This is a genomic window from Alloalcanivorax balearicus MACL04 (assembly GCF_025532145.1).
GTDB lineage: Bacteria > Pseudomonadota > Gammaproteobacteria > Pseudomonadales > Alcanivoracaceae > Alloalcanivorax > Alloalcanivorax balearicus.
This window is the reverse complement of sequence record NZ_ARXS01000016.1, coordinates 1-17,698: the sequence shown is the minus strand read 5'-3', so window position 1 is coordinate 17,698 and position 17,698 is coordinate 1. Positions and strand designations below refer to the sequence as shown.

The window sequence follows — 17,698 nt, the reverse complement described above, 5'->3', positions numbered from 1 at the left end:
AATCAATATTTAACTTAGGAGCTATTGATGATTAACAGAAAATGGATTTTCGTATTTTTTGGGGGGGCTTTGATTTCCGGTCAAGCGCTTTCTCTCAGCAATGAAAGTTTTAAAGTGTCACAGGTCGATGTCACTAAGGGTCTTGGTATTGTTTGGATCGATGCATCCAGCAAGGAAATTGCAAATCGGCCTGTATGTGATCCGAAAAACTATAACGCTGTGGCATGTGAGATAAGCGATGATTTTTGCAAGGCAATGATATCCATTGCCTTGACGGCTAAAAGCACAAATAATGTGGTTGACTTCGAGTATGATGGGCAGTGTAAGGACGTTTTTGCTACTGGATCTAGATTCCGTCTGTCAAATTAAGGGGCAGGGCTCGGCTCTGGGTCGGCTTTGGGGGGCAGGTCCTTTCGAAGGGATGCTGCTGGAGTTTTCGTATAGATAAAGCAATGAGTGGAGGAGCCAAGGATGGCCAGACCGCTGCGCTTGGAATTTGCAGGCGCTTTATATCATGTGACGTCGCGTGGAAACCGGCGCGATCTGATTTATGAAACGGACGAAGATCGGCACGCTTTTCTTGCTGTTCTTGATGATGTGGACGAGATCTTTAACTGGGTGTGTCACGCCTATTGCTTGATGGGGAATCACTATCACCTTCTGGTTGAAACCCCGGACGGCAATCTCTCGAAGGGAATGCGCCATCTTAACGGTGTTTATACGCAGGTTTTTAACCGCCATCATCGCCGGGTGGGGCATGTGTTCCAGGGGCGTTATAAGGCGATCCTGGTGGATAGGGAGGAGTATCTTCTGGAACTGGCACGTTACATCGTGCTCAACCCGGTTCGAGCGGGTCTGGTTCGAGATGCGTTGGACTGGCCATGGAGTAGCTATCGGGCAACTCTGGGCTATAAGTCTGAGCTGAAGACGCTCCATACAGATGCTGTTTTGGCGGTATTTGGTGGAACTTGGCGAGCAGCAGTACGACGATATGAGCGCTTTGTGTCTGAAGGTAGGGGGCAGCCCTCACCTTGGGGAGAGCTGAAGAATCAGGTCTATCTTGGTAGCGAGTCGTTCGTGAATGAGATGCAGAGCCATATCGAAAGGCCAGATGAACTGAGTGAGGTGCCTGCCGCGCAGCGCCGCCCTACAGCACGTTCCTTGATGTTATATGCCGAGGCGGCAGGTTCTCGAGATGAAGCTATAGTCAGAGCGTATGCAAGCGGAGGGTATAGCATGAAGGAGATCGGTCAATTTTTCGGATGCACTATTCCCGGATCAGTCGAATCATTGGAAAGGCAAATGGCAAGACCTGACCCCCAGAGCCGGAAGTCACTGGTGGCAAGTTCCTGGTTGGTGCGGCCACCGGAGCCATGGGGTACATCTTTAACGAGATGGCCCATGAAGCCGACCCTACCGGGTTTGATAGTTGGAGTTATGATACCGAGCTAAATAGCTCTGATGCCCTGCTGGCAGGGATATCTCTTGCGCCGTTGGCGGCTATAGAGGGAGGGGCCGCCTGGGTAGTCGGTGGAATATCTAGAGTTCTTGGTTTTTCTACCAAAAGAGGCCTGGGGAGAGGTGATACATTCATAGTTCGCACAACGCGCCAGGGGCAAAACGCTGTTCGAATTACCAGAAGGGATGGTAGCGTTATCGATATATCTCCAAATCGCGTGAAAGAGTTTTTTCCGAATACTCATCCAAAAGCTCCACCCGGAACGATGCAAAAAGTAAGATTTAAGAACTCCTTGCCTGGATCGAAAGGTTTCAAAAGGAGCCCTACAACCGAAGAGCTGAATTTGCTAAGGAATCTAACGAGATGAGTTCACTGAAAGTGGCTTTATCGCGCTTCACTACGCTAATAAATTCCTGTTGGGGCTCTTTGTCTTCTATTATCGAGAGTGATCGAACGGGGTCCTTTCTTGAGGACTGGCTTCAGGCTAACTGGGAGTTGATAGTTGAAGGTTCTCTATATGATAAAGGGGTTGTCTTAGAGCCATATGGTGAGGGTGCTGATTGCAATGGGGGGAGCTCTAGGGTTTTGTATCCTGATCGAGATCCAACTCACAGATTGGTTTGTGTTTCTCGAAAAAATGATGGTGTATTTGATTTCTTGAATCAGAAAGAGGTTTTTTTAGATGGAGGGGCTGTTTTCGATCGGTTCGTCTCTATTGGTGATGATGGTTGGTATTACGAGGTGCCTCCGTTTGATAAAATTCTGAGTGAGTTTGATGGGGAGGCTGTGGTGATAGGATTTAATGCTGTTGACATTGTGTTGCAACTGCTGGAGTAAAAACGGGGGCTTGGGGGCAGGTCTTGCCATCTGCCTTTCGAGTAGGGGATGTCGATTTTTTGTATAGACGAAGGATTGAGTGAAGGAGCCAAGGAGAGCTAGGCCCATGCGCTTGGTATTCATGAACGCATTATAAGGAATATGAGAGGTGGATATGAAAAAGGTCGTTGCACTGCTGCTTTCCTTTCTTTTGCCAGGGCTGCTCCACGCCGGTGAGCCAACTTGTCATACCAGCACGGCGGCGCCTTACTGTTACTATTTGGGTAAAGTCAAGCAACTGTACATCAATGAAAGTGGTGTAATGCTGCTCTACTTTGATACCCCTATGTCATCAGGAGCCCCTGCAAGCGTTGGTATAGGTGGCGTGTCGAAATTCGTGGCGGGTGCAATTTCTTATAAGGACAAGTCGGAGTTTGCTTCCTACTTCTACAGCACGGCTCTGGCGGCCCAAACCACGGGTAAAGACGTTAAGATCCAGATGAGGGGAACGGTTGGGGGATATTTAAAAATTGACCGTATATGGGTGGAGTGACCGGGAAGGCTCGCCAAATTCATCAGGTGGGTCGGTTCCGCGTTTTTCGGTGTTACTGATCCTCCAACCTCGACCTTCGATGCCATTCGGCAATACTCTCCTCCGGATAGCCGTCAAAGCATTTGTCGTCCTTTCCGGCTTCCACCTCCACCCAGTTGGCTTTGCTGTCCAGTAGAGGTCGGGGTCTACGCGCTCTGGGGTCAGGTCCTGCCCTTTGCCTTTCTCGACTGGAAAGAGTGACTGCTAAGCACCGGGCAAGACCTGCCACCGGGGCGTGCCCCCTGAACGCATGACCCATATGATCGTATTGTAGAATTAGTGGTGTAGTATTATTTTTTCACCACCAATTTGCAGGATGGAAGATGCTTATGGAATGGATCGCCTTGATTTTAGCAATGGCCTTGATTTTAGCTCTCGTCTTTTTCACCAACTGGATAATCATGCTGTTCCGCAAAAAGACCAAGAAAATTTACCATGAAGCCCAGATCAGAGCGGGCGGAGAGTTTGACATTGATGTAGTAGGGGAGTCTCACTACCAAGACAATCTGGAAATAGTGGCCTCTGAGAGCGGTCGTGGACGGGATGATGACCTGCAAGCCTGGGTCGTGCCCGAGCCTGACAACCCACATGACAAAAATGCCTGCGCGATCTACATAGATGACCTTAAGGTAGGGTACCTGCGACGCCAGAACGCAAAGGAATTCAAGGAACTGATCAAACTGCTAGACCTGGACAAATACTCCAAAATCGGCGTCAAAGCCAGGCTTGTCGGGGGGACCAATAGCAAGCCCAGCTTTGGTGTCATTCTGGATATGCCTGCGCTGGATAGTTTGGATTAGAGGCTCTGGGGGGGCAGGGCCTAAGGAATCTGGATGGCACGAATCTGGACGATAAAGAGAAGGAGCTGATTTTTAAGATTTTCAGCCGTTTCAAGTTTGTGATCAGCGGTGTCGCCTTTGTATTTTTCTTTCTTGTTTTTGTCTTTGCATAAAGTACTTCAAGCGAGGCTAGCCCTCCTTATCCTCCAACCCCAATCTCCGATGCCACTCGGCAATACTCTCCTCCGGATAGCCGTCAAAGCATTTGTCGTTCTTTCCGGCTTCCACTTCCACCCAGTTGGCTTTGCTGTCCAGCAGCAGATGCACCCGTTCGGGCGGGATTGGCAGGTCGGTGTCGATGGCCGAGGCGAACGGGTGGACCAGTTCCGGCCAGCGCGGATCGAATACCCACAGGGCGCTGGCGCAGTGGTGGCAGAAGTGCCGTTCGCCAGGACTGGGTTCACCATCGATGACGGCATGGTAGATGCTCTTATGCTCGACGCCTTCCACGGAAAGCGTTTCGGCGCGGCCGCTGAGGTTGATGGCGTAGCCGCCACCGCCGGCGGTTTTGCGGCAGATGGAGCAATAGCAGCGTTGATAGGGATAGGGGTGTGGTGACTCGACGCTGAAATGTACCGCGCCGCAGTGGCAGGAACCGTGAAGCAACATGACTTTCCCTCCCGAGGTCCGGGCCGTCACTGACGATGGTGTCAGCACGGCAGGGGGTAATGCCGATGGCTATGGCACGAGGGTAAGTCGATCAATCTGGACAGGCAATGGGAGAGCACGGAACTCCCCGGGTGAAGGAGCCTCCAACGTGATGAGGAAGGAAATGCCGTGTTTACCTTCTATACATTTTTCATCTGGGAGGAGAGTGTCATGTCCATGGGGGCCCGATTCGTAGCCACGGGATTCGCTATGTGCGCTTCGATTTTGTCCACTGCCGGCGCCTGGGCGTCGGAAGGAGAGGCGGGAAAAGCCGTTTATGACGGTGAGCTGTCCGGTTTCGACTACGCTTATCCGGTAAATCGATTTGAATTTACTTCTCAAGGTGAGCCGGTGCGGATGGCTTATCTGGATGTCGCGCCGGAGACGCCGAACGGGCGCACGGTGGTGTTGATGCACGGCAAGAATTTCTGCGCGGGCACGTGGGAGGGCACCATTGAAGCGCTCTCCGAGGCCGGGTACCGGGTGGTGGCGCCGGATCAGATCGGCTTTTGCAAATCCACCAAGCCCGAGAATTATCATTTCAGCTTTCATCAGTTGGCGGCCAATACCCATGCTTTGCTCGAGACGCTTGATATCGACAAGGTCACGGTGATGGGGCATTCCATGGGCGGCATGCTGGCCACCCGTTATGCGCTGATGTACCCGGATGGGGTGGAGCAGTTGGTGCTGGCCAATCCTATCGGGTTGGAGGATTGGAAAGCGAAAGGCGTGCCGTATCAGGGCATCGACCAGGCCTACCAGTCGGAATTGAAGAAGAGCGCGGAGGGCATCCGGGCGTATCAGCAATCCACTTATTACGCCGGCCACTGGGAGCCGCGTTATGACCGTTGGGTGGAGATGCAGGCCGGGATGTATCGCGGCAAGGACCGTGAGCGGGTGGCGTGGAATCAGGCGCTGACCTCCGACATGGTGTTCACGCAACCGGTGGTTTATGAGTTCAATCAGTTGCGGGTACCGACTCTGCTGCTGATCGGCGAGCAGGACAACACGGCGATCGGCAAGGCGTTGGCCAGCGAAGAGGTTAAAAAGGAACTGGGCCGCTATGAGGTGCTGGGTGAGCAGGCCGCCGAGCGGATTCCCGATGCCACTTTGGTGGAGTTCCCGGATCTGGGCCATTCTCCGCAGATTCAGGCGCCGGAGAAGTTTCACAAGGCACTGTTGGAAGGGCTGAGCGAACTGTAGCGGATTCTGCTCGGGACGGGGGCGTCGGCCGTCGATGCGGTGCCGGCGGTCCCTAATCCGGTGGCGCGATGTTAGGATGCGCGCCTTGCCGACTGTATCGATGGAGCGCTGATGTTATCGAAACGGACCTTCCTGCTTCCGCTTGCCTGCCTGATCTCGCTTGCCCCGCTTGGTGCCAAGGCCGCTCCCGAATGGGCGGATCCGGATTACCCGGAGATCGATTACGGCGGCACCTATGGCATGCTGGCCAGTGAAAACGGGTTCAAGGAAATGATGGGCTGGTGGGCCTACGGCGATAGCGGGGCGGCATACAGCAACATCGACTCCCTGAAGAGCGCCGCTAATAAATCCCTGCTCATGCGCGAGCATGATCACACCCGGTTCGAGGCCGAGTGCACGGACGGGAAACTGGCTTTCGTGGTGACCCACGCATCAGGTATGGGAAAAGGGCCGAGTGCCTTCGCGGTGACCGACAGTGGCGATATCGAGGTGGTCTACAGCTTCGATGGTGGTGAGGCCCATAAAGCCGCCTGGCCGGACCTGTTCGAGGGGAGATCCACGGGGTTGCGCCAGGATCAGGCGTATCGGTTCATGAAAGCCCTGGAAAAGGCGGATGACGTGGTCCTGCGGATGCACAGCTCCGACGGCTCACCACTGGAACTGAATTTCGCCCTGGCCGGCGCGGAAGAGGCGTTTGCTCCGGTGCTGGAGGCTTGTGGTTACCAATAGCCAGGGGCCTTGTAAGACTCCCTCACACGGAAATCTTCAACTCCACTCCCAGTGCTTTTAATACTCGCACCACAGTGTCGAACCGCGGCTTGGCGCCGGGGCTGAGGGCCTTGTACAGGCTCTCCCGGCCCAGCCCCGAGGCGCGGGCGATTTCACTCATCCCCTTGGCACGGGCCACGTGGCCGATGGCATCGATCAGTTCATTGTGGTCGCCACTGGCCAGAACCTGGGACAGGTATTCGGCAATGGTGGCTTCGCTGTCCAGATGGCGAGCGAGGTCAAAAGGTTGGATGCCGAGGTCTTTCAGTGTGTTGTCAGGGCGGTTCATGGTGGTCACCTCGCTATGGTGTTGTGATCCGCATGGCCAGAGCTTGCGCGCGCCGGATGTCCCGCTCCTGTGATGCCTTGGTGCCGCCGGTCAGCAGCAGGCAGGTGACCGGGTCAAGATACACGTAGTAGACGCGATAGCCTGGCCCCTGGTGCAGGCGTATTTCGTGGAGCTGCTTCCCCAGGCATTTGTGATCGCCGATCTGCCCGTTGCGCAAGCGGTCCAGCCGGCGGAGCAACGCGGCCTTGCCAACCGGGTCCCTCACTTTGGACAACCAGAGGCGAAACGCCTGAGTGTCCAGTACGGTATAAGTCCGAATTGTATCCTTTTGGATACGGCTGTCAAGGCTGTAAGGTTCGGAATCGGAACAGGGTTTCCGACCAGGGGAACCGGAGGCGTCGGGGCCGTTCATGGCAAATGCTCGCTGGTGTGATCCAGCTTAGTATCGGGGCAGGGGGCCGGCGGGTCTGTCGGCCAAATCGGAAAGGTCTGTAGGCCCGGCCCGCAAGAGGGCGTAAGCCATGCCTTTATAAATATGTGTTTTTATGCGCATGGAAGAGTTTGAGAGCTCATCCTCCCTCCTACGCCCTTTGTGTGATGAATTCAGGGCGGCATGTCGCTAGACTAACCGGTTTAAACGGTTTGTCCGTGGCCGGCGACGGCGTGGCCGGGCAGGGACGGTTCGCGGGAAGCGAGTAGCGCACTCTATGAGACTGAAAAGCATCAAGCTGGCGGGGTTCAAGTCGTTCGTGGATCCCACGACGGCCCTGTTCCCGGATAACCTCACCGCCGTGGTGGGGCCCAATGGCTGTGGCAAGTCCAATATCATCGACGCCGTGCGCTGGGTGATGGGGGAGTCCTCCGCCAAGCATTTGCGCGGCGAGTCCATGGCGGACGTGATCTTCAACGGCTCCAACTCCCGCAAACCGGTGGCGCAGGCCTCCATCGAGCTGGTGTTCGACAACGCCGAGGGCAAGATCCAGGGCGAGTACGGCAAGTTCAGCGAAATCTCGGTGCGGCGCCTGGTGACCCGGGACGGCCAGTCCAATTACTTCCTCAACGGCGCCAAGTGCCGCCGCAAGGACATTTCCGATATCTTCATGGGCACCGGTCTCGGCCCCCGCAGTTACGCCATCATCGAGCAGGGCATGATCTCCCGGTTGATCGAGGCGAAGCCGGAAGAGTTGCGGGTGTACATCGAGGAGGCCGCTGGCATCTCCAAGTACAAGGCCCGCCGCCGTGAGACCGAGAACCGCATGCGCCGCACCCGGGAGAACCTGGAGCGCCTGACCGACATTCGCGAGGAACTGGAACGGCAACTGGAGCGCCTCAGCCGTCAGGCCGCCGCGGCGGAGAAATACAAGCAGTACAAGGAAGAGGAGCGCCACAAGGGCGCTCAGCTCAAAGCCTTGCGCTGGCAGGGCCTGGATCATCAGGTCAAGCAGCTGGATCACGTGATCGGTGAGCTGGACGTGAGCATGGAAGCCAAGGTGGCTGAGCAGCGCCACGTGGACGCCGAGATCGAGCGGCTGCGCGAAGGGCATAACGAAGCGCAGGAGCACTTCAATCAGGTTCAGCAGCACTTTTACGCGCTCGGCGCCGAGGTGGCGCGGCTGGAGCAGAGCATCCAGCACCAGCGCGAGCGCCATCAGCAGTTGCACGAAGAGTTCGAGCAGGTCCGGGCCAGCTGGAAAGAGGCCGATGAGCACCAGCGGCTGGACGGCGAAAAGCTGGCCATGCTGGAGGAACAGCTGGCGGAGCTGGAACCGCGGCTGGAAGAAAGCGGCGAGCTGCAGGACAGCGCCACCGAGACGCTGACCCTGGCCGAGGAGGCCATGCAGGAGTGGCAGCAGGAGTGGGAGACCTTCAATAACCGGGCCGGCGAGTCACGCCGCCAGGCGGAGGTGGAACAGTCCCGCATCCAGCATCTGGAAAAATCCATCGAGCGCCTGCGTGATCGCATGGGACGGCTCGACAAGGAGCAGGAGTCCCTGGACTCCGGCCCGCTGGCCACCGAGATGCGTGAGTTTCAGGAGCAGGTGGCCGAGCTGCAGATGCAGCGTGAAGAGAGCGAGATGAGCAGCGAGCGGCTGCAGGATGAGATCAACCAGCTGCGCCGCCAAAACGGCGATCGTGGCCGCGAGCTGGATGAAGCCCGCGAGCGGCTGCAAACCCTGCGCGGCCGCCATACCTCCCTGGAGGCACTGCAGAAAGCGGCCATGGGCGATGACGGCGCGGTGAGCGAATGGCTCACCCGCCACGAACTGGACGACCATCCACGCCTGGCGGACCGCATCAACGTGGCCGAGGGCTGGGAAAAAGCGGTGGAAGCGGTGCTCGGCGATGCCCTGCAGGCGGTGGCCGTGGAAGGTCTGGACCAGGTCGGCGACTGGCTGGCGGACCTGACCCACGGCCGTGTTGCCATGGTCCAGCCGGGTTCGGCCGCCGCCGGCGGCCATACCGGAAAAACAGGCACGCCGTTACGGGACAAGGTCTCCGGCAATGCTCCGGAAGGGCTGCTGGCCGGGGTTTATGCGGTGGAAGATCTGCCCGGAGCGCTGTCCCTGCGGGGGCAGTTGAGCCCCGGTGAGTCGGTGGTCACCCGCGACGGCATCTGGCTGGGGCCGGACTGGCTGCGCGTGGTGCGGGAACAGGATCAGGAAGCGGGCATTCTGGAACGCCGCCGGCAACTGGAAGCGCTGGAAGAGCAGATCGAAACCCTGACCACCACGGTGGAAGATCTCAAGGCGCGACTGGAAGAAAACCGCGAGCAGGTGGCGGCGCTGGAGGAAGAGCGCGAGGAAACCCAGCGCCAGGGCAGCCGGCTGAGCCGGGAACTGGGCGAGGTCAACGCCCAGGTCAGTGCCCGCCAGGTGCGCCTGGAGCAGATCACCATGCGCCAGGAACGGCTTGGCCGCGAGCTGGAGGAAACCCGCGGTCAGCTCGAGCAGGAACAGGAACAGATCAAGGAAGCGCGGACGGTGCTGGCGGAAGCCCTGGACGCCATGGAGCAGGACTCCGGCGAGCGCGAGGCGTTGCTGTCGCGGCGCGACGATTACCGCCTGCGTCTGGACGAAGCGCGGCAACAGGCGCGGCAGCATCGCGATCAGGCCCACCAACTGGCCATGGAGGCCCAGGGGGCCCGTACCCAGGCGGATGCCCTGCGTCAAAACCTGGCCCGTCTGGAAGGCCAGGTGGCCAGCCTGGCCGAGCGCAAGGCGCTGCTGGAAAGCCAGCTCAGCGAGGGCGGCGACGACCTCGGCCTGGAACTGCAACAGCAGTTGGAAGAAAAACTGGAGCTGCGCCTGGAGGCGGAGCAGAAGCTGGCCGACGCCCGCCGGAAGCTGGAAGAGGTGGAACACCAGATGCGCGATCTGGAAGGCCGCCGTGGCCAGTTCGAGCGTCAGGCCCAGGAAGTGCGTGACGCCATCAGCCAGAAGCGCATGCTGTGGCAGGAACTGAGCACCCGCCGGCAGACCGTGGCTGAACAACTCAGCGAGCAGCACTTCGATCTGGAAACGGTACTCGCCAATTTGCCGGAGGACGCCGACGAGCAGGCCTGGAATCAGGATCTGGAGCAGATCGCCCAGCGTATTGCCCGGCTCGGTCAGATCAACCTGGCCGCCATCGACGAATATCAGCAACAGTCCGAGCGCAAGCAATATCTGGATCGGCAGAACGAGGATCTGGAAGACGCGCTGCGTACCCTGGACAATGCCATTCGCAAGATCGATCGCGAGACCCGGACCCGCTTCAAGGAGTACTTCGACCGCATCAACAAAGGGCTGCAGGCGCTGTTCCCGAAGGTGTTCGGTGGCGGGCACGCTTACCTGGAGCTGACCGGCGAGGATCTGCTGGATACCGGCGTGGCGATCATGGCGAGGCCACCGGGCAAGCGCAACAGCACCATTCACCTGCTGTCCGGGGGCGAAAAGGCCCTCACCGCCTTGTCGCTGGTGTTCAGTATTTTTGAACTCAACCCGGCACCGTTCTGTCTGTTGGATGAGGTGGACGCGCCTTTGGACGATGCCAATGTGGGTCGTTTCTGTAATCTGGTGCAGGAAATGTCGTCCCGGGTGCAGTTCATTTATATCACCCACAACAAGATCGCCATGGAAATGGCCCACGCTCTGATGGGCGTGACCATGCACGAGCCCGGCGCCTCGCGTCTGGTCTCCGTGGACGTGGAAGAGGCCGCTGAAATGGCGGCCATGTAACCGCGATGATGTAACAAGAGACAAACAGGCCCGGGGCCGCCGGGCCGTTAAACTGCTTATATTTTTATGTAACCAGGACACGCTCTTAAGAAGTTTTACCTTATCGGCGTGAATCGCCCGGCTTCCATGCGGATAGCGCTTTGACAGCGGCGGGCGTGTAGCGAATGATTATAAGCAGTTCACTGAACTCGACGTTCAACCCTAATGTGGTGTCCGCTTGGGGCACACGCTAAGGAAGGGGCAAATGGGCCTGAATTTGGAAACACTGATCGGCATTCTGGTTATTCTGATTCTGCTGATTCTGGCCGACGGTGTGCGAAGAATGATCCGCGAACGGCACGGGCGCTTGCGTATGCGCATCGATCGCCGTTTCCGTCGTGCCGCCGGCGAGGATGATGAAGAAGACGACTTTCTCGACAGCAACCCGGAAGTGATCGGTCGCCCCCGGGTGATCCGTCGCGGCGCCGACGGCGAACCGTTGCCGGAGGACCGTGATGATCCGCCGATCATGATGGAAGAAGAGGCATCGCCGGACGACATGGCCGGACGGCGGGCGGAACAGCAGAATCTGTTCGATGATGAGGCCGAGCTGGAGCCGGAGCGGGAAGAGTCTCTGCCGTCCATGCGCGCCAGCCGGGATCTGCCGGAGGACGAGCTGGAAGCGCAACCGCAACCGGCTCGCGAGGCCCCCCGGGCCCGGGCCGAAGCCCGCCAGCCCCGTCGTGATGCGCCACCGCCGGAACGGCAGGTGCAGGAAGTGATCGTGTTCCATCTGATCGCGCGCCGCCCGGACCGTTTCGACGGCGAGGCGATGCTCCGTTATCTGCTGGAATGCGGCCTGCGCTTCGGTGAGATGGACATCTTCCATCGTCATCGGCAAGGCGACGAGTATCCGGAATTCTCCGTGGCCAACGCGGTGGAGCCGGGTACCTTCGATATCCAGACCATGGAAGAGCAGGAATTCGCCGGCATTACTTTCTTCATGCAGTTGCCGGGGCCGCAGGATCCGCTGGCGGCGCTGGATCGCATGCTCACCACTGGCCGGCGCATGGCTGAAGGGCTGTATGGCGACCTGCGTGACGAGCAGCACAGCGTACTGACGCCACAGACCATGGAACATCTGCGCCAGCGCGTGCAGGAGTTCGAACGGCGCCAGCGCGTATCTCATAGCTGAGATCGGAGGCCTCAAGACCACTGTAGGAGCTTGCCTTGCAAGCGAATCTGTTGCGGAGAGGCCGATTCGCTTGCAAGGCAAGCTCCCACAGCGGCTCCGTAGCCTTCTCTGTGGGAAGCTGCCTGGGCAGCGAATCAGCGCGAATTCATATCTCCACGATCAATAGACTGGCCACGGCCATGAATTCATCGAGCATGTTAAAACCGCCCCCCAGCGCCTGTAGAAAGCAAGGACTCACCCCACCGTGACATCGCCGAAAACCCCGTCTCCCGCCGAGCAAATCAAACAACTGCGGGACCAGCTCAACGACTGGTCCTACCGTTACTACGTGCTGGACGATCCCGCCGTTCCCGACCCCGAATACGACCGTCTGTTCCGCCAGTTGCAGGCGCTGGAAAGCGAGCATCCCGACCTGATCAGCCCGGATTCGCCAACGCAGCGGGTAGGGGACGTGCCGCTGGAAGGCTTCAACGAAGTGCGTCATGCCGTGCCCATGCTGAGCCTGGGCAATGCCTTCAATGACGAGGAACTGCGGGACTTTGACCAGCGCGTCCGCGAGCGTTTGGATGTGAGTGGCAGCATCGACTATGTCGCCGAGCCCAAACTCGATGGCCTGGCGGTGTCGCTGGTCTATGAGAATGGCGAGCTGGTGCGCGGCGCCACCCGTGGCGACGGTGAGACCGGCGAGGACATTACCGCCAACGTGCGCACCATCAAGTCCATCCCGCTGCGCCTGCGTGGCGACGAGCCGCCGGCCCTGATGGAAGTGCGCGGCGAAGTGGTGATGACCCACCGGGGCTTCGCCGACTTGAACCGGCGCCAGCAAGAAGCGGAGCAGAAGACTTTCGCCAACCCCCGCAACGCCGCCGCCGGCAGCCTGCGGCAATTGGATTCCCGCATTACCGCCCAGCGGCCGCTGGAGTTCTACGCTTACTCCCTGGCGCAGCTGGAAGGGGAGAACTGGCCGGATCGTCACTCCGCCATCCTTGAGCGGCTGCGTCAATGGGGGCTGCGGGTGAATCCGGAAGTGAAGCTCTGTGATGGCGTGGATGCCTTGCTGGCGTTTTACCACGACATCCTGGCGCGTCGGGATCAGTTGGACTACGACATCGACGGCGTGGTCTACAAAGTGGATCGGCTCGACTGGCAGCGTGACCTGGGCTTCGTCAGTCGCGCGCCGCGCTGGGCCATCGCGCACAAGTTCCCGGCCCAGGAAGAGATCACCGTTCTCAACGAGGTGGACTGGCAGGTGGGCCGCACCGGGGCGCTGACGCCGGTGGCGAAACTGGAGCCGGTACAGGTGGGCGGGGTCACTGTCAGCAACGCCACCCTGCACAACATCGATGAAATCCGCCGCCTGGATATCCGGGTCGGTGACACCGTGGTGGTGTACCGGGCCGGCGACGTGATTCCCAAGGTGGTGCGGGCGGTGCCCGAGCGGCGCCCCGATAATGCCGAGGAAATCCACATGCCGGCGCAGTGCCCGGTGTGCGGCAGCGATATTTTCCGCGCCGACGGCGGCGTGGTGGCGCGCTGCACCGGCGGCCTGATCTGTGGCGCCCAGCAGCGGGAGGCCATCAAACACTTCGCCTCGCGCCGGGCCATGGACATCGAGGGGCTGGGCGAGAAGCTGGTGGACGCGCTGGTGGACCAACAGTTGATCGCCACCGTGGCCGATCTGTACCGGCTGCAAGCGGAGCCGGTGGCGGCGCTGGAGCGCATGGGCGAGAAGTCCGCCGCCAACCTGATCGAGGCACTGGAGCACTCCAAGACCGTGAGCCTGGAGCGCTTCCTGTTCGCTCTCGGCATCCTGCAGATCGGCGAGGAAACCGCCAAGGCGATGGCCGATTGTTTCGGTGACCTGGAGACGATCCGGCGGGCGCCGCTGTTGCTGTTCCTGGCGGTGCCGGATGTGGGGCTGGAAGTGGCCAAGGCAATTCATGCCTTCTTCCGCGAGCAACATAACGAGGACGTCATCGACGGTCTGCTGGCCGAAGGCGTCCAGCCGCGCGCCAATGGTCATCCCTCCGCGGCCTTCGTGCGGGAACTGACGCTCGGGTACTTCCTCAAGGCGGCCAAGCGCCTCGGCATGGCGCTGGACGGCGTCGGAGAAAAGTCCCTGGAAACCCTGGGCGGCCACTATAAGACCGTGGCGGCTCTCGCCGAGGCTGATGCCGATGAGGCGCCGGTTCGTCCGGCTATGCTGGAGCAGGTTTACAAGGCGCTGGAGCAGGACGATTGGCGGCAACGGCTGGAACAGGCCGAGGCGCTGACCGCTGAGTTGTCCGAAAGGGCGCCTCGGGAAGCGGCGGAGCAGGCCCTGGAAGGGCAGACCTGGGTGCTGACCGGTACCTTGTCCCGGTTGACCCGTGATCAGGCCAAGGCCCATCTGCAAAGCTTGGGCGCCAAGGTGGCCGGCAGCGTATCGAAGAAAACCCATTGCGTGGTGGCTGGCGAGGCCGCCGGCTCCAAGCTCGCCAAGGCGGAAGAGCTGGGAGTGAACGTGATGGACGAGGACACCTTCGCCGACTTTCTCGCCGGCCACGGCATCGTTGTATAAGGCGGGATGCCGCTGTGGGAGCCAGCCTGCTGGCGAATGCGGTCTCTGGTGTGAGGTGTTCGCTTGCAGCGGCCCGCCGCCCGGACAAGCTCCCACAGTGGCTTCGTAGTCCGGTCCGCGGGCCGCACGCGATTCCCGTTTTCCCTTTCCGGAGGCCAACCGCTACCATGTCGCAAACCAGAATTCCGAGGTTACCCATGCGAGCCCTGTTGTTGGCGCTGTTGCTGGTCGGACTGGCGGGCTGCGCGTCCACCCCGACCCAGACCGAAAACGTTTGCGCCGTGTTCGATCAGAAAGGGGGGTGGTTCAATAATTGGTACAAGGCCGCCAAGCGCACCGAGAAGGAATTCGGCGTGCCGGTACCGATCCTGATGGCGACGATCTACAAGGAATCCGGCTTCCAGGCCCGGATCAAACCGCCGCGCACCAAATTGTTGTGGATCATCCCCTGGAAGCGTCCTTCCAGTGCCTACGGCTACCCGCAGGCGCTGGACGGCACCTGGGCCTGGTATCAGAAGGAGACCGGTCGCCGGGGAGCCAAGCGCTCTGATTTCGCCGACGCGGTGCACTTCGTCGGCTGGTACCACTACCAGAGCCATGTGCGTAACGGCATCCCGTTGAACGATGCCTACCACCTGTACCTGGCTTATTACGCCGGCCACGGCGGCTATTCTCGCGGCGTATGGAAAAACAAACCCTACATGCAACGATCCGCCCGCCGGGCCGCTGCCATGGCCGATCAGTACCGGGCGCAGATGGCCCGTTGCGGGCGTTGAGGAGGGGAAATGCCGATCGAAGTGCCCTGGCGGGAAGTGAGTGCCGAGACCCTCACCAATCTGATTGAGGAATACGTGACCCGTGACGGTACCGACTATGGCGAACAGGAAGTGTCGCTGGTCACCAAGGTGGAGCAGGTGCGCCGCATGCTGGAGCGGGGCGAGTGCCGGCTGATGTTCGATGAAGCCACCGAGTCCGTGGACCTGGTGATGGTGTCCTGAATTCAGATTGGTGCCACATCGATGGCATATGGAGACAGCCATTCGCGAGCAAGCTCGCTTCCCACAGCGGCTTCGTAGTCCCTATCTGTGGGAAGCGAGCTTGCTCGCGAATTGGCGTGTAGACGTGCCAGCAAATCGTTCCTATGCCCGCCGGGGCCGCTTCTTGCGCCGCTGGCGGTGCAGGAAACGCACCGGCGCCAGGGCTTCCGCCAGAGTGTCATCCACCGGCAGCGGCAAGCCGCTAAGCCGGTCCGCCAGCAGATCCGCGCACAAGGGCGTGCCGGTGATACCCCGGCTGCCGTGGGCCAGATTCAGCCAAACGCCGGGCGCTTCATCCAGAATCGGACCCAGCACCCGGGGCTGCGGGCCGCACAGTGGCAGGAAGTCGTTGCTTTGGCAGCGGAACGCCACCCGCCGATCCACCACTTCGATGTGCTCGCCGCCCAGTTCCCGCCACGCTTCCGGTAAGTACTGCTTTAGCTGCAGCAGATTCACCTGATCGTGATGGTCACTGGGCCGAGGGTTGTCATCGTGCAGATCAAAGGTGGCGCCGACGCAATGCAGGCCGTCCACCGCCGGTGTCAGATAGCCGCCATGACAGCGGGCCTGTTGCCACTTGGCGCTGGCTTCGGTGGCCCGGCAGTAGCTGACCTGCCCGCGAATGATCTTGAGCGGCAGCCAATGCAGATCGTCGAAACGGCGGGCCTGGGCGGCGGTGGCCAGGATCAGCGTGTCGCCCTCCAATTCGCCACCTCCCTGCAGGGACACGCGCACCGGGTCGCCGGCCACATAACCGGTGACCTTGTCCCGGCGCACTTCGATGGCCGGGTGATCCAGCAGTGTCTCGCACCAGGCGCCCGGGCGTAGATAGCCGCCGCCGGCGAGCAGCATGCCGCCATCTTCCCGGGGCGTCAGCAGGGTATCGGGCCAGGCTCCGCTTTCCAGGGCCCCGTCCAACTTGTCCTGCTGACGTTGATCCACCGGATACTGCACCACGCCGTTCAGACGGCCCTGTTCCGGCCCGGGAAACTCAAACCGGTTCAGCCAGCGCAGTGCGTGCACGTAACTCATCTGATAGAAGCGGTTCTGCGGTGTCAGATGAGCACTGGGCGTCGAGTAGACCACGCCGGCCAGATTGCCGGAGGCGCCTTGGGCAATGCCGGCCGGGTCCAGCACCGTTACCCGCCAGCCCCGTTCGGCCAGTGCCCGGGCGCTGCTGGCGCCGGCCAGGCCGGCCCCGGCGATCACCGCATGGCCACGCTGCCAATGCCGGGCGGTCCAGTTGTGGTCGCCGAATTCGCCCACCGCCATGTGGCGTTTATGGCCGAAGCCGTCGATGCGACGCACCTGAAAGCCCGCTTCCTGCAAGCCGCGACGCACCACGCCGGCGGCGGTGAAGGTGGCGAAAGTGGCACCGGGGCGGCTCAGCCGGGCCAATTGCCGGAACAGCTCCGGCCGCCACATGTCCGGATTGCGGGACGGCGCGAAGCCGTCCAGGAACCAGGCGTCCACGGTACTGTGGCAATGCCGCCACTGGGCGGTGGCCTCGCCGTACATCAGGGTGAGGCGCACCCGCGGATGCAGTTGCAGGCGATGGTAGCCGGGGCAGGGTGGTGGGTACTGCCGCTGCAAGGGCGCCGCCAGATCGGCCAGATCCGGCCAGTGGGCCAGGGCGCGAGCCAGATCCTCGGCGTGCAGGGGGTGTTTTTCCACCGACAGCAGATCCAGCAGGGTGTCTTCCGGCGCCAGTCGCAGGAACAGGCGCGCCGCCAACAGCATGTTCAGGCCGGTACCGAAACCGGTTTCGCCAATAACGAAATGCTGCCCGGGACGCAGCGCCCGAAAACGTTCCTGCAAACGGTTGCCTTGCAGGAACACGTAGTCGCTTTCCGCCATGCCGTCCTGACGGGAGAAGTACGGATCATCGAAATCCGTCGCCACCGGCGTGTCCGCCTGCCAATCCAGCCGGGCCGGTTGCAGGGGTTCGAAGTCACGGTCGGATTCGCCGTTGGACATGGGCGGAGGCTCTCCTCAGAATTGGGCTTTCGATCGCGCCGGCGAGTTTATCACGATGCGGGTCTGGCGTTTGCACGGAACCAGGAGTAACTACGAAGCCGCTGTGGGAAGCTTGCCTG

At 60.2% G+C, this 17,698-nt stretch carries 16 protein-coding genes; 12 read left to right on the top strand and 4 right to left on the bottom strand.

The features are described from left to right. Positions 1-27 precede the first annotated feature (27 nt). From MA04_RS13830 to MA04_RS13810, 5 genes are all read left to right on the top strand, one after another. Entirely contained in the window at positions 28-369 is a 342-nt protein-coding gene (locus tag MA04_RS13830; RefSeq protein ID WP_262461037.1) for a hypothetical protein, read from the top strand. A gap of 102 nt (positions 370-471) precedes the next feature. Further along, positions 472-1,452, top strand: coding sequence for an REP-associated tyrosine transposase (locus tag MA04_RS13825; RefSeq protein ID WP_262461036.1), 981 nt, complete (start codon positions 472-474; stop codon positions 1,450-1,452). Between the two features lie 370 nt (positions 1,453-1,822). Then, positions 1,823-2,296: a hypothetical protein gene (locus tag MA04_RS13820; protein ID WP_262461034.1), complete on the top strand. Its 474-nt coding sequence runs from the start codon at positions 1,823-1,825 to the stop codon at positions 2,294-2,296. A 154-nt stretch (positions 2,297-2,450) separates the two neighbouring features. After that, on the top strand, positions 2,451-2,828 hold the full coding sequence (locus MA04_RS13815; RefSeq protein WP_262461032.1) for a hypothetical protein: 378 nt from the start codon (positions 2,451-2,453) through the stop codon (positions 2,826-2,828). 368 nt (positions 2,829-3,196) lie between these two features. Beyond that, complete coding sequence (locus tag MA04_RS13810; RefSeq protein ID WP_262461030.1) at positions 3,197-3,667, top strand: HIRAN domain-containing protein; 471 nt, start codon at positions 3,197-3,199, stop codon at positions 3,665-3,667. A 168-nt stretch (positions 3,668-3,835) separates the two neighbouring features. Here MA04_RS13810 and MA04_RS13805 read toward each other — a convergent pair whose 3' ends face one another. Continuing rightward, on the bottom strand, positions 3,836-4,315 hold the full coding sequence (locus MA04_RS13805) for a GFA family protein (protein WP_262461029.1): 480 nt from the start codon (positions 4,313-4,315) through the stop codon (positions 3,836-3,838). A 249-nt stretch (positions 4,316-4,564) separates the two neighbouring features. Here MA04_RS13805 and MA04_RS13800 point away from each other — a divergent pair, with 249 nt between their 5' ends. Together MA04_RS13800 and MA04_RS13795 are read left to right on the top strand one after the other, a co-directional pair. Then, on the top strand, positions 4,565-5,557 hold the full coding sequence (locus MA04_RS13800) for an alpha/beta fold hydrolase (protein WP_262461028.1): 993 nt from the start codon (positions 4,565-4,567) through the stop codon (positions 5,555-5,557). Between the two features lie 111 nt (positions 5,558-5,668). Next, a complete protein-coding gene (locus MA04_RS13795) occupies positions 5,669-6,286 on the top strand; it encodes a hypothetical protein (RefSeq protein WP_262461027.1) in 618 nt (205 codons plus the stop codon). A gap of 22 nt (positions 6,287-6,308) precedes the next feature. Here the strand turns inward: MA04_RS13795 and MA04_RS13790 are convergent, their stop codons facing one another. Together MA04_RS13790 and MA04_RS13785 are read right to left on the bottom strand one after the other, a co-directional pair. After that, positions 6,309-6,614: an addiction module antidote protein gene (locus tag MA04_RS13790; RefSeq protein ID WP_014994121.1), complete on the bottom strand. Its 306-nt coding sequence runs from the start codon at positions 6,612-6,614 to the stop codon at positions 6,309-6,311. 13 nt (positions 6,615-6,627) lie between these two features. Further along, complete coding sequence (locus MA04_RS13785; RefSeq protein ID WP_394356154.1) at positions 6,628-7,026, bottom strand: type II toxin-antitoxin system RelE/ParE family toxin; 399 nt, start codon at positions 7,024-7,026, stop codon at positions 6,628-6,630. Positions 7,027-7,321: 295 nt separating this feature from the next. On the opposite strand from MA04_RS13785, the gene smc reads away from it, so the two are divergent. The 5 genes from smc (at position 7,322) to MA04_RS13760 (ending at position 15,563) form a co-directional block, all read left to right on the top strand. Continuing rightward, complete coding sequence (smc, locus tag MA04_RS13780) at positions 7,322-10,831, top strand: chromosome segregation protein SMC (protein ID WP_262461025.1); 3,510 nt, start codon at positions 7,322-7,324, stop codon at positions 10,829-10,831. A gap of 244 nt (positions 10,832-11,075) precedes the next feature. Further along, the gene (gene zipA, locus MA04_RS13775; RefSeq protein WP_163121227.1) at positions 11,076-12,005 is read left to right on the top strand and encodes a cell division protein ZipA; all 930 of its coding nucleotides are present in this window, start codon (positions 11,076-11,078) and stop codon (positions 12,003-12,005) included. A 244-nt stretch (positions 12,006-12,249) separates the two neighbouring features. Further along, positions 12,250-14,565: an NAD-dependent DNA ligase LigA gene (ligA, locus tag MA04_RS13770; RefSeq protein ID WP_262461024.1), complete on the top strand. Its 2,316-nt coding sequence runs from the start codon at positions 12,250-12,252 to the stop codon at positions 14,563-14,565. Positions 14,566-14,762: 197 nt separating this feature from the next. Then, complete coding sequence (locus MA04_RS13765; protein WP_022994385.1) at positions 14,763-15,341, top strand: transglycosylase SLT domain-containing protein; 579 nt, start codon at positions 14,763-14,765, stop codon at positions 15,339-15,341. A gap of 9 nt (positions 15,342-15,350) precedes the next feature. After that, complete coding sequence (locus MA04_RS13760) at positions 15,351-15,563, top strand: YheU family protein (RefSeq protein WP_262461021.1); 213 nt, start codon at positions 15,351-15,353, stop codon at positions 15,561-15,563. A 141-nt stretch (positions 15,564-15,704) separates the two neighbouring features. Here MA04_RS13760 and mnmC read toward each other — a convergent pair whose 3' ends face one another. Beyond that, a complete protein-coding gene (gene mnmC, locus MA04_RS13755) occupies positions 15,705-17,579 on the bottom strand; it encodes a bifunctional tRNA (5-methylaminomethyl-2-thiouridine)(34)-methyltransferase MnmD/FAD-dependent 5-carboxymethylaminomethyl-2-thiouridine(34) oxidoreductase MnmC (RefSeq protein WP_262461019.1) in 1,875 nt (624 codons plus the stop codon). Positions 17,580-17,698: the final 119 nt, after the last annotated feature.

Excerpts from the sequence above, each read along its gene's own strand:
- MA04_RS13815 (WP_262461032.1), top strand. The coding sequence starts at position 2,451 with ATGAAAAAGGTCGTTGCACTGCTGCTTTCCTTTCTTTTGCCAGGGCTG.
- zipA (WP_163121227.1), top strand. The coding sequence starts at position 11,076 with ATGGGCCTGAATTTGGAAACACTGATCGGCATTCTGGTTATTCTGATT.
- smc (WP_262461025.1), top strand. The coding sequence starts at position 7,322 with ATGAGACTGAAAAGCATCAAGCTGGCGGGGTTCAAGTCGTTCGTGGAT.
- MA04_RS13825 (WP_262461036.1), top strand. The coding sequence starts at position 472 with ATGGCCAGACCGCTGCGCTTGGAATTTGCAGGCGCTTTATATCATGTG.
- MA04_RS13795 (WP_262461027.1), top strand. The coding sequence starts at position 5,669 with ATGTTATCGAAACGGACCTTCCTGCTTCCGCTTGCCTGCCTGATCTCG.
- MA04_RS13830 (WP_262461037.1), top strand. The coding sequence starts at position 28 with ATGATTAACAGAAAATGGATTTTCGTATTTTTTGGGGGGGCTTTGATT.
- MA04_RS13765 (WP_022994385.1), top strand. The coding sequence starts at position 14,763 with ATGCGAGCCCTGTTGTTGGCGCTGTTGCTGGTCGGACTGGCGGGCTGC.
- MA04_RS13810 (WP_262461030.1), top strand. The coding sequence starts at position 3,197 with ATGGAATGGATCGCCTTGATTTTAGCAATGGCCTTGATTTTAGCTCTC.
- MA04_RS13820 (WP_262461034.1), top strand. The coding sequence starts at position 1,823 with ATGAGTTCACTGAAAGTGGCTTTATCGCGCTTCACTACGCTAATAAAT.
- MA04_RS13790 (WP_014994121.1), bottom strand. The coding sequence starts at position 6,614 with ATGAACCGCCCTGACAACACACTGAAAGACCTCGGCATCCAACCTTTT.
- MA04_RS13785 (WP_394356154.1), bottom strand. The coding sequence starts at position 7,026 with ATGAACGGCCCCGACGCCTCCGGTTCCCCTGGTCGGAAACCCTGTTCC.
- MA04_RS13760 (WP_262461021.1), top strand. The coding sequence starts at position 15,351 with ATGCCGATCGAAGTGCCCTGGCGGGAAGTGAGTGCCGAGACCCTCACC.
- MA04_RS13800 (WP_262461028.1), top strand. The coding sequence starts at position 4,565 with ATGTGCGCTTCGATTTTGTCCACTGCCGGCGCCTGGGCGTCGGAAGGA.
- mnmC (WP_262461019.1), bottom strand. The coding sequence starts at position 17,579 with ATGTCCAACGGCGAATCCGACCGTGACTTCGAACCCCTGCAACCGGCC.
- MA04_RS13805 (WP_262461029.1), bottom strand. The coding sequence starts at position 4,315 with ATGTTGCTTCACGGTTCCTGCCACTGCGGCGCGGTACATTTCAGCGTC.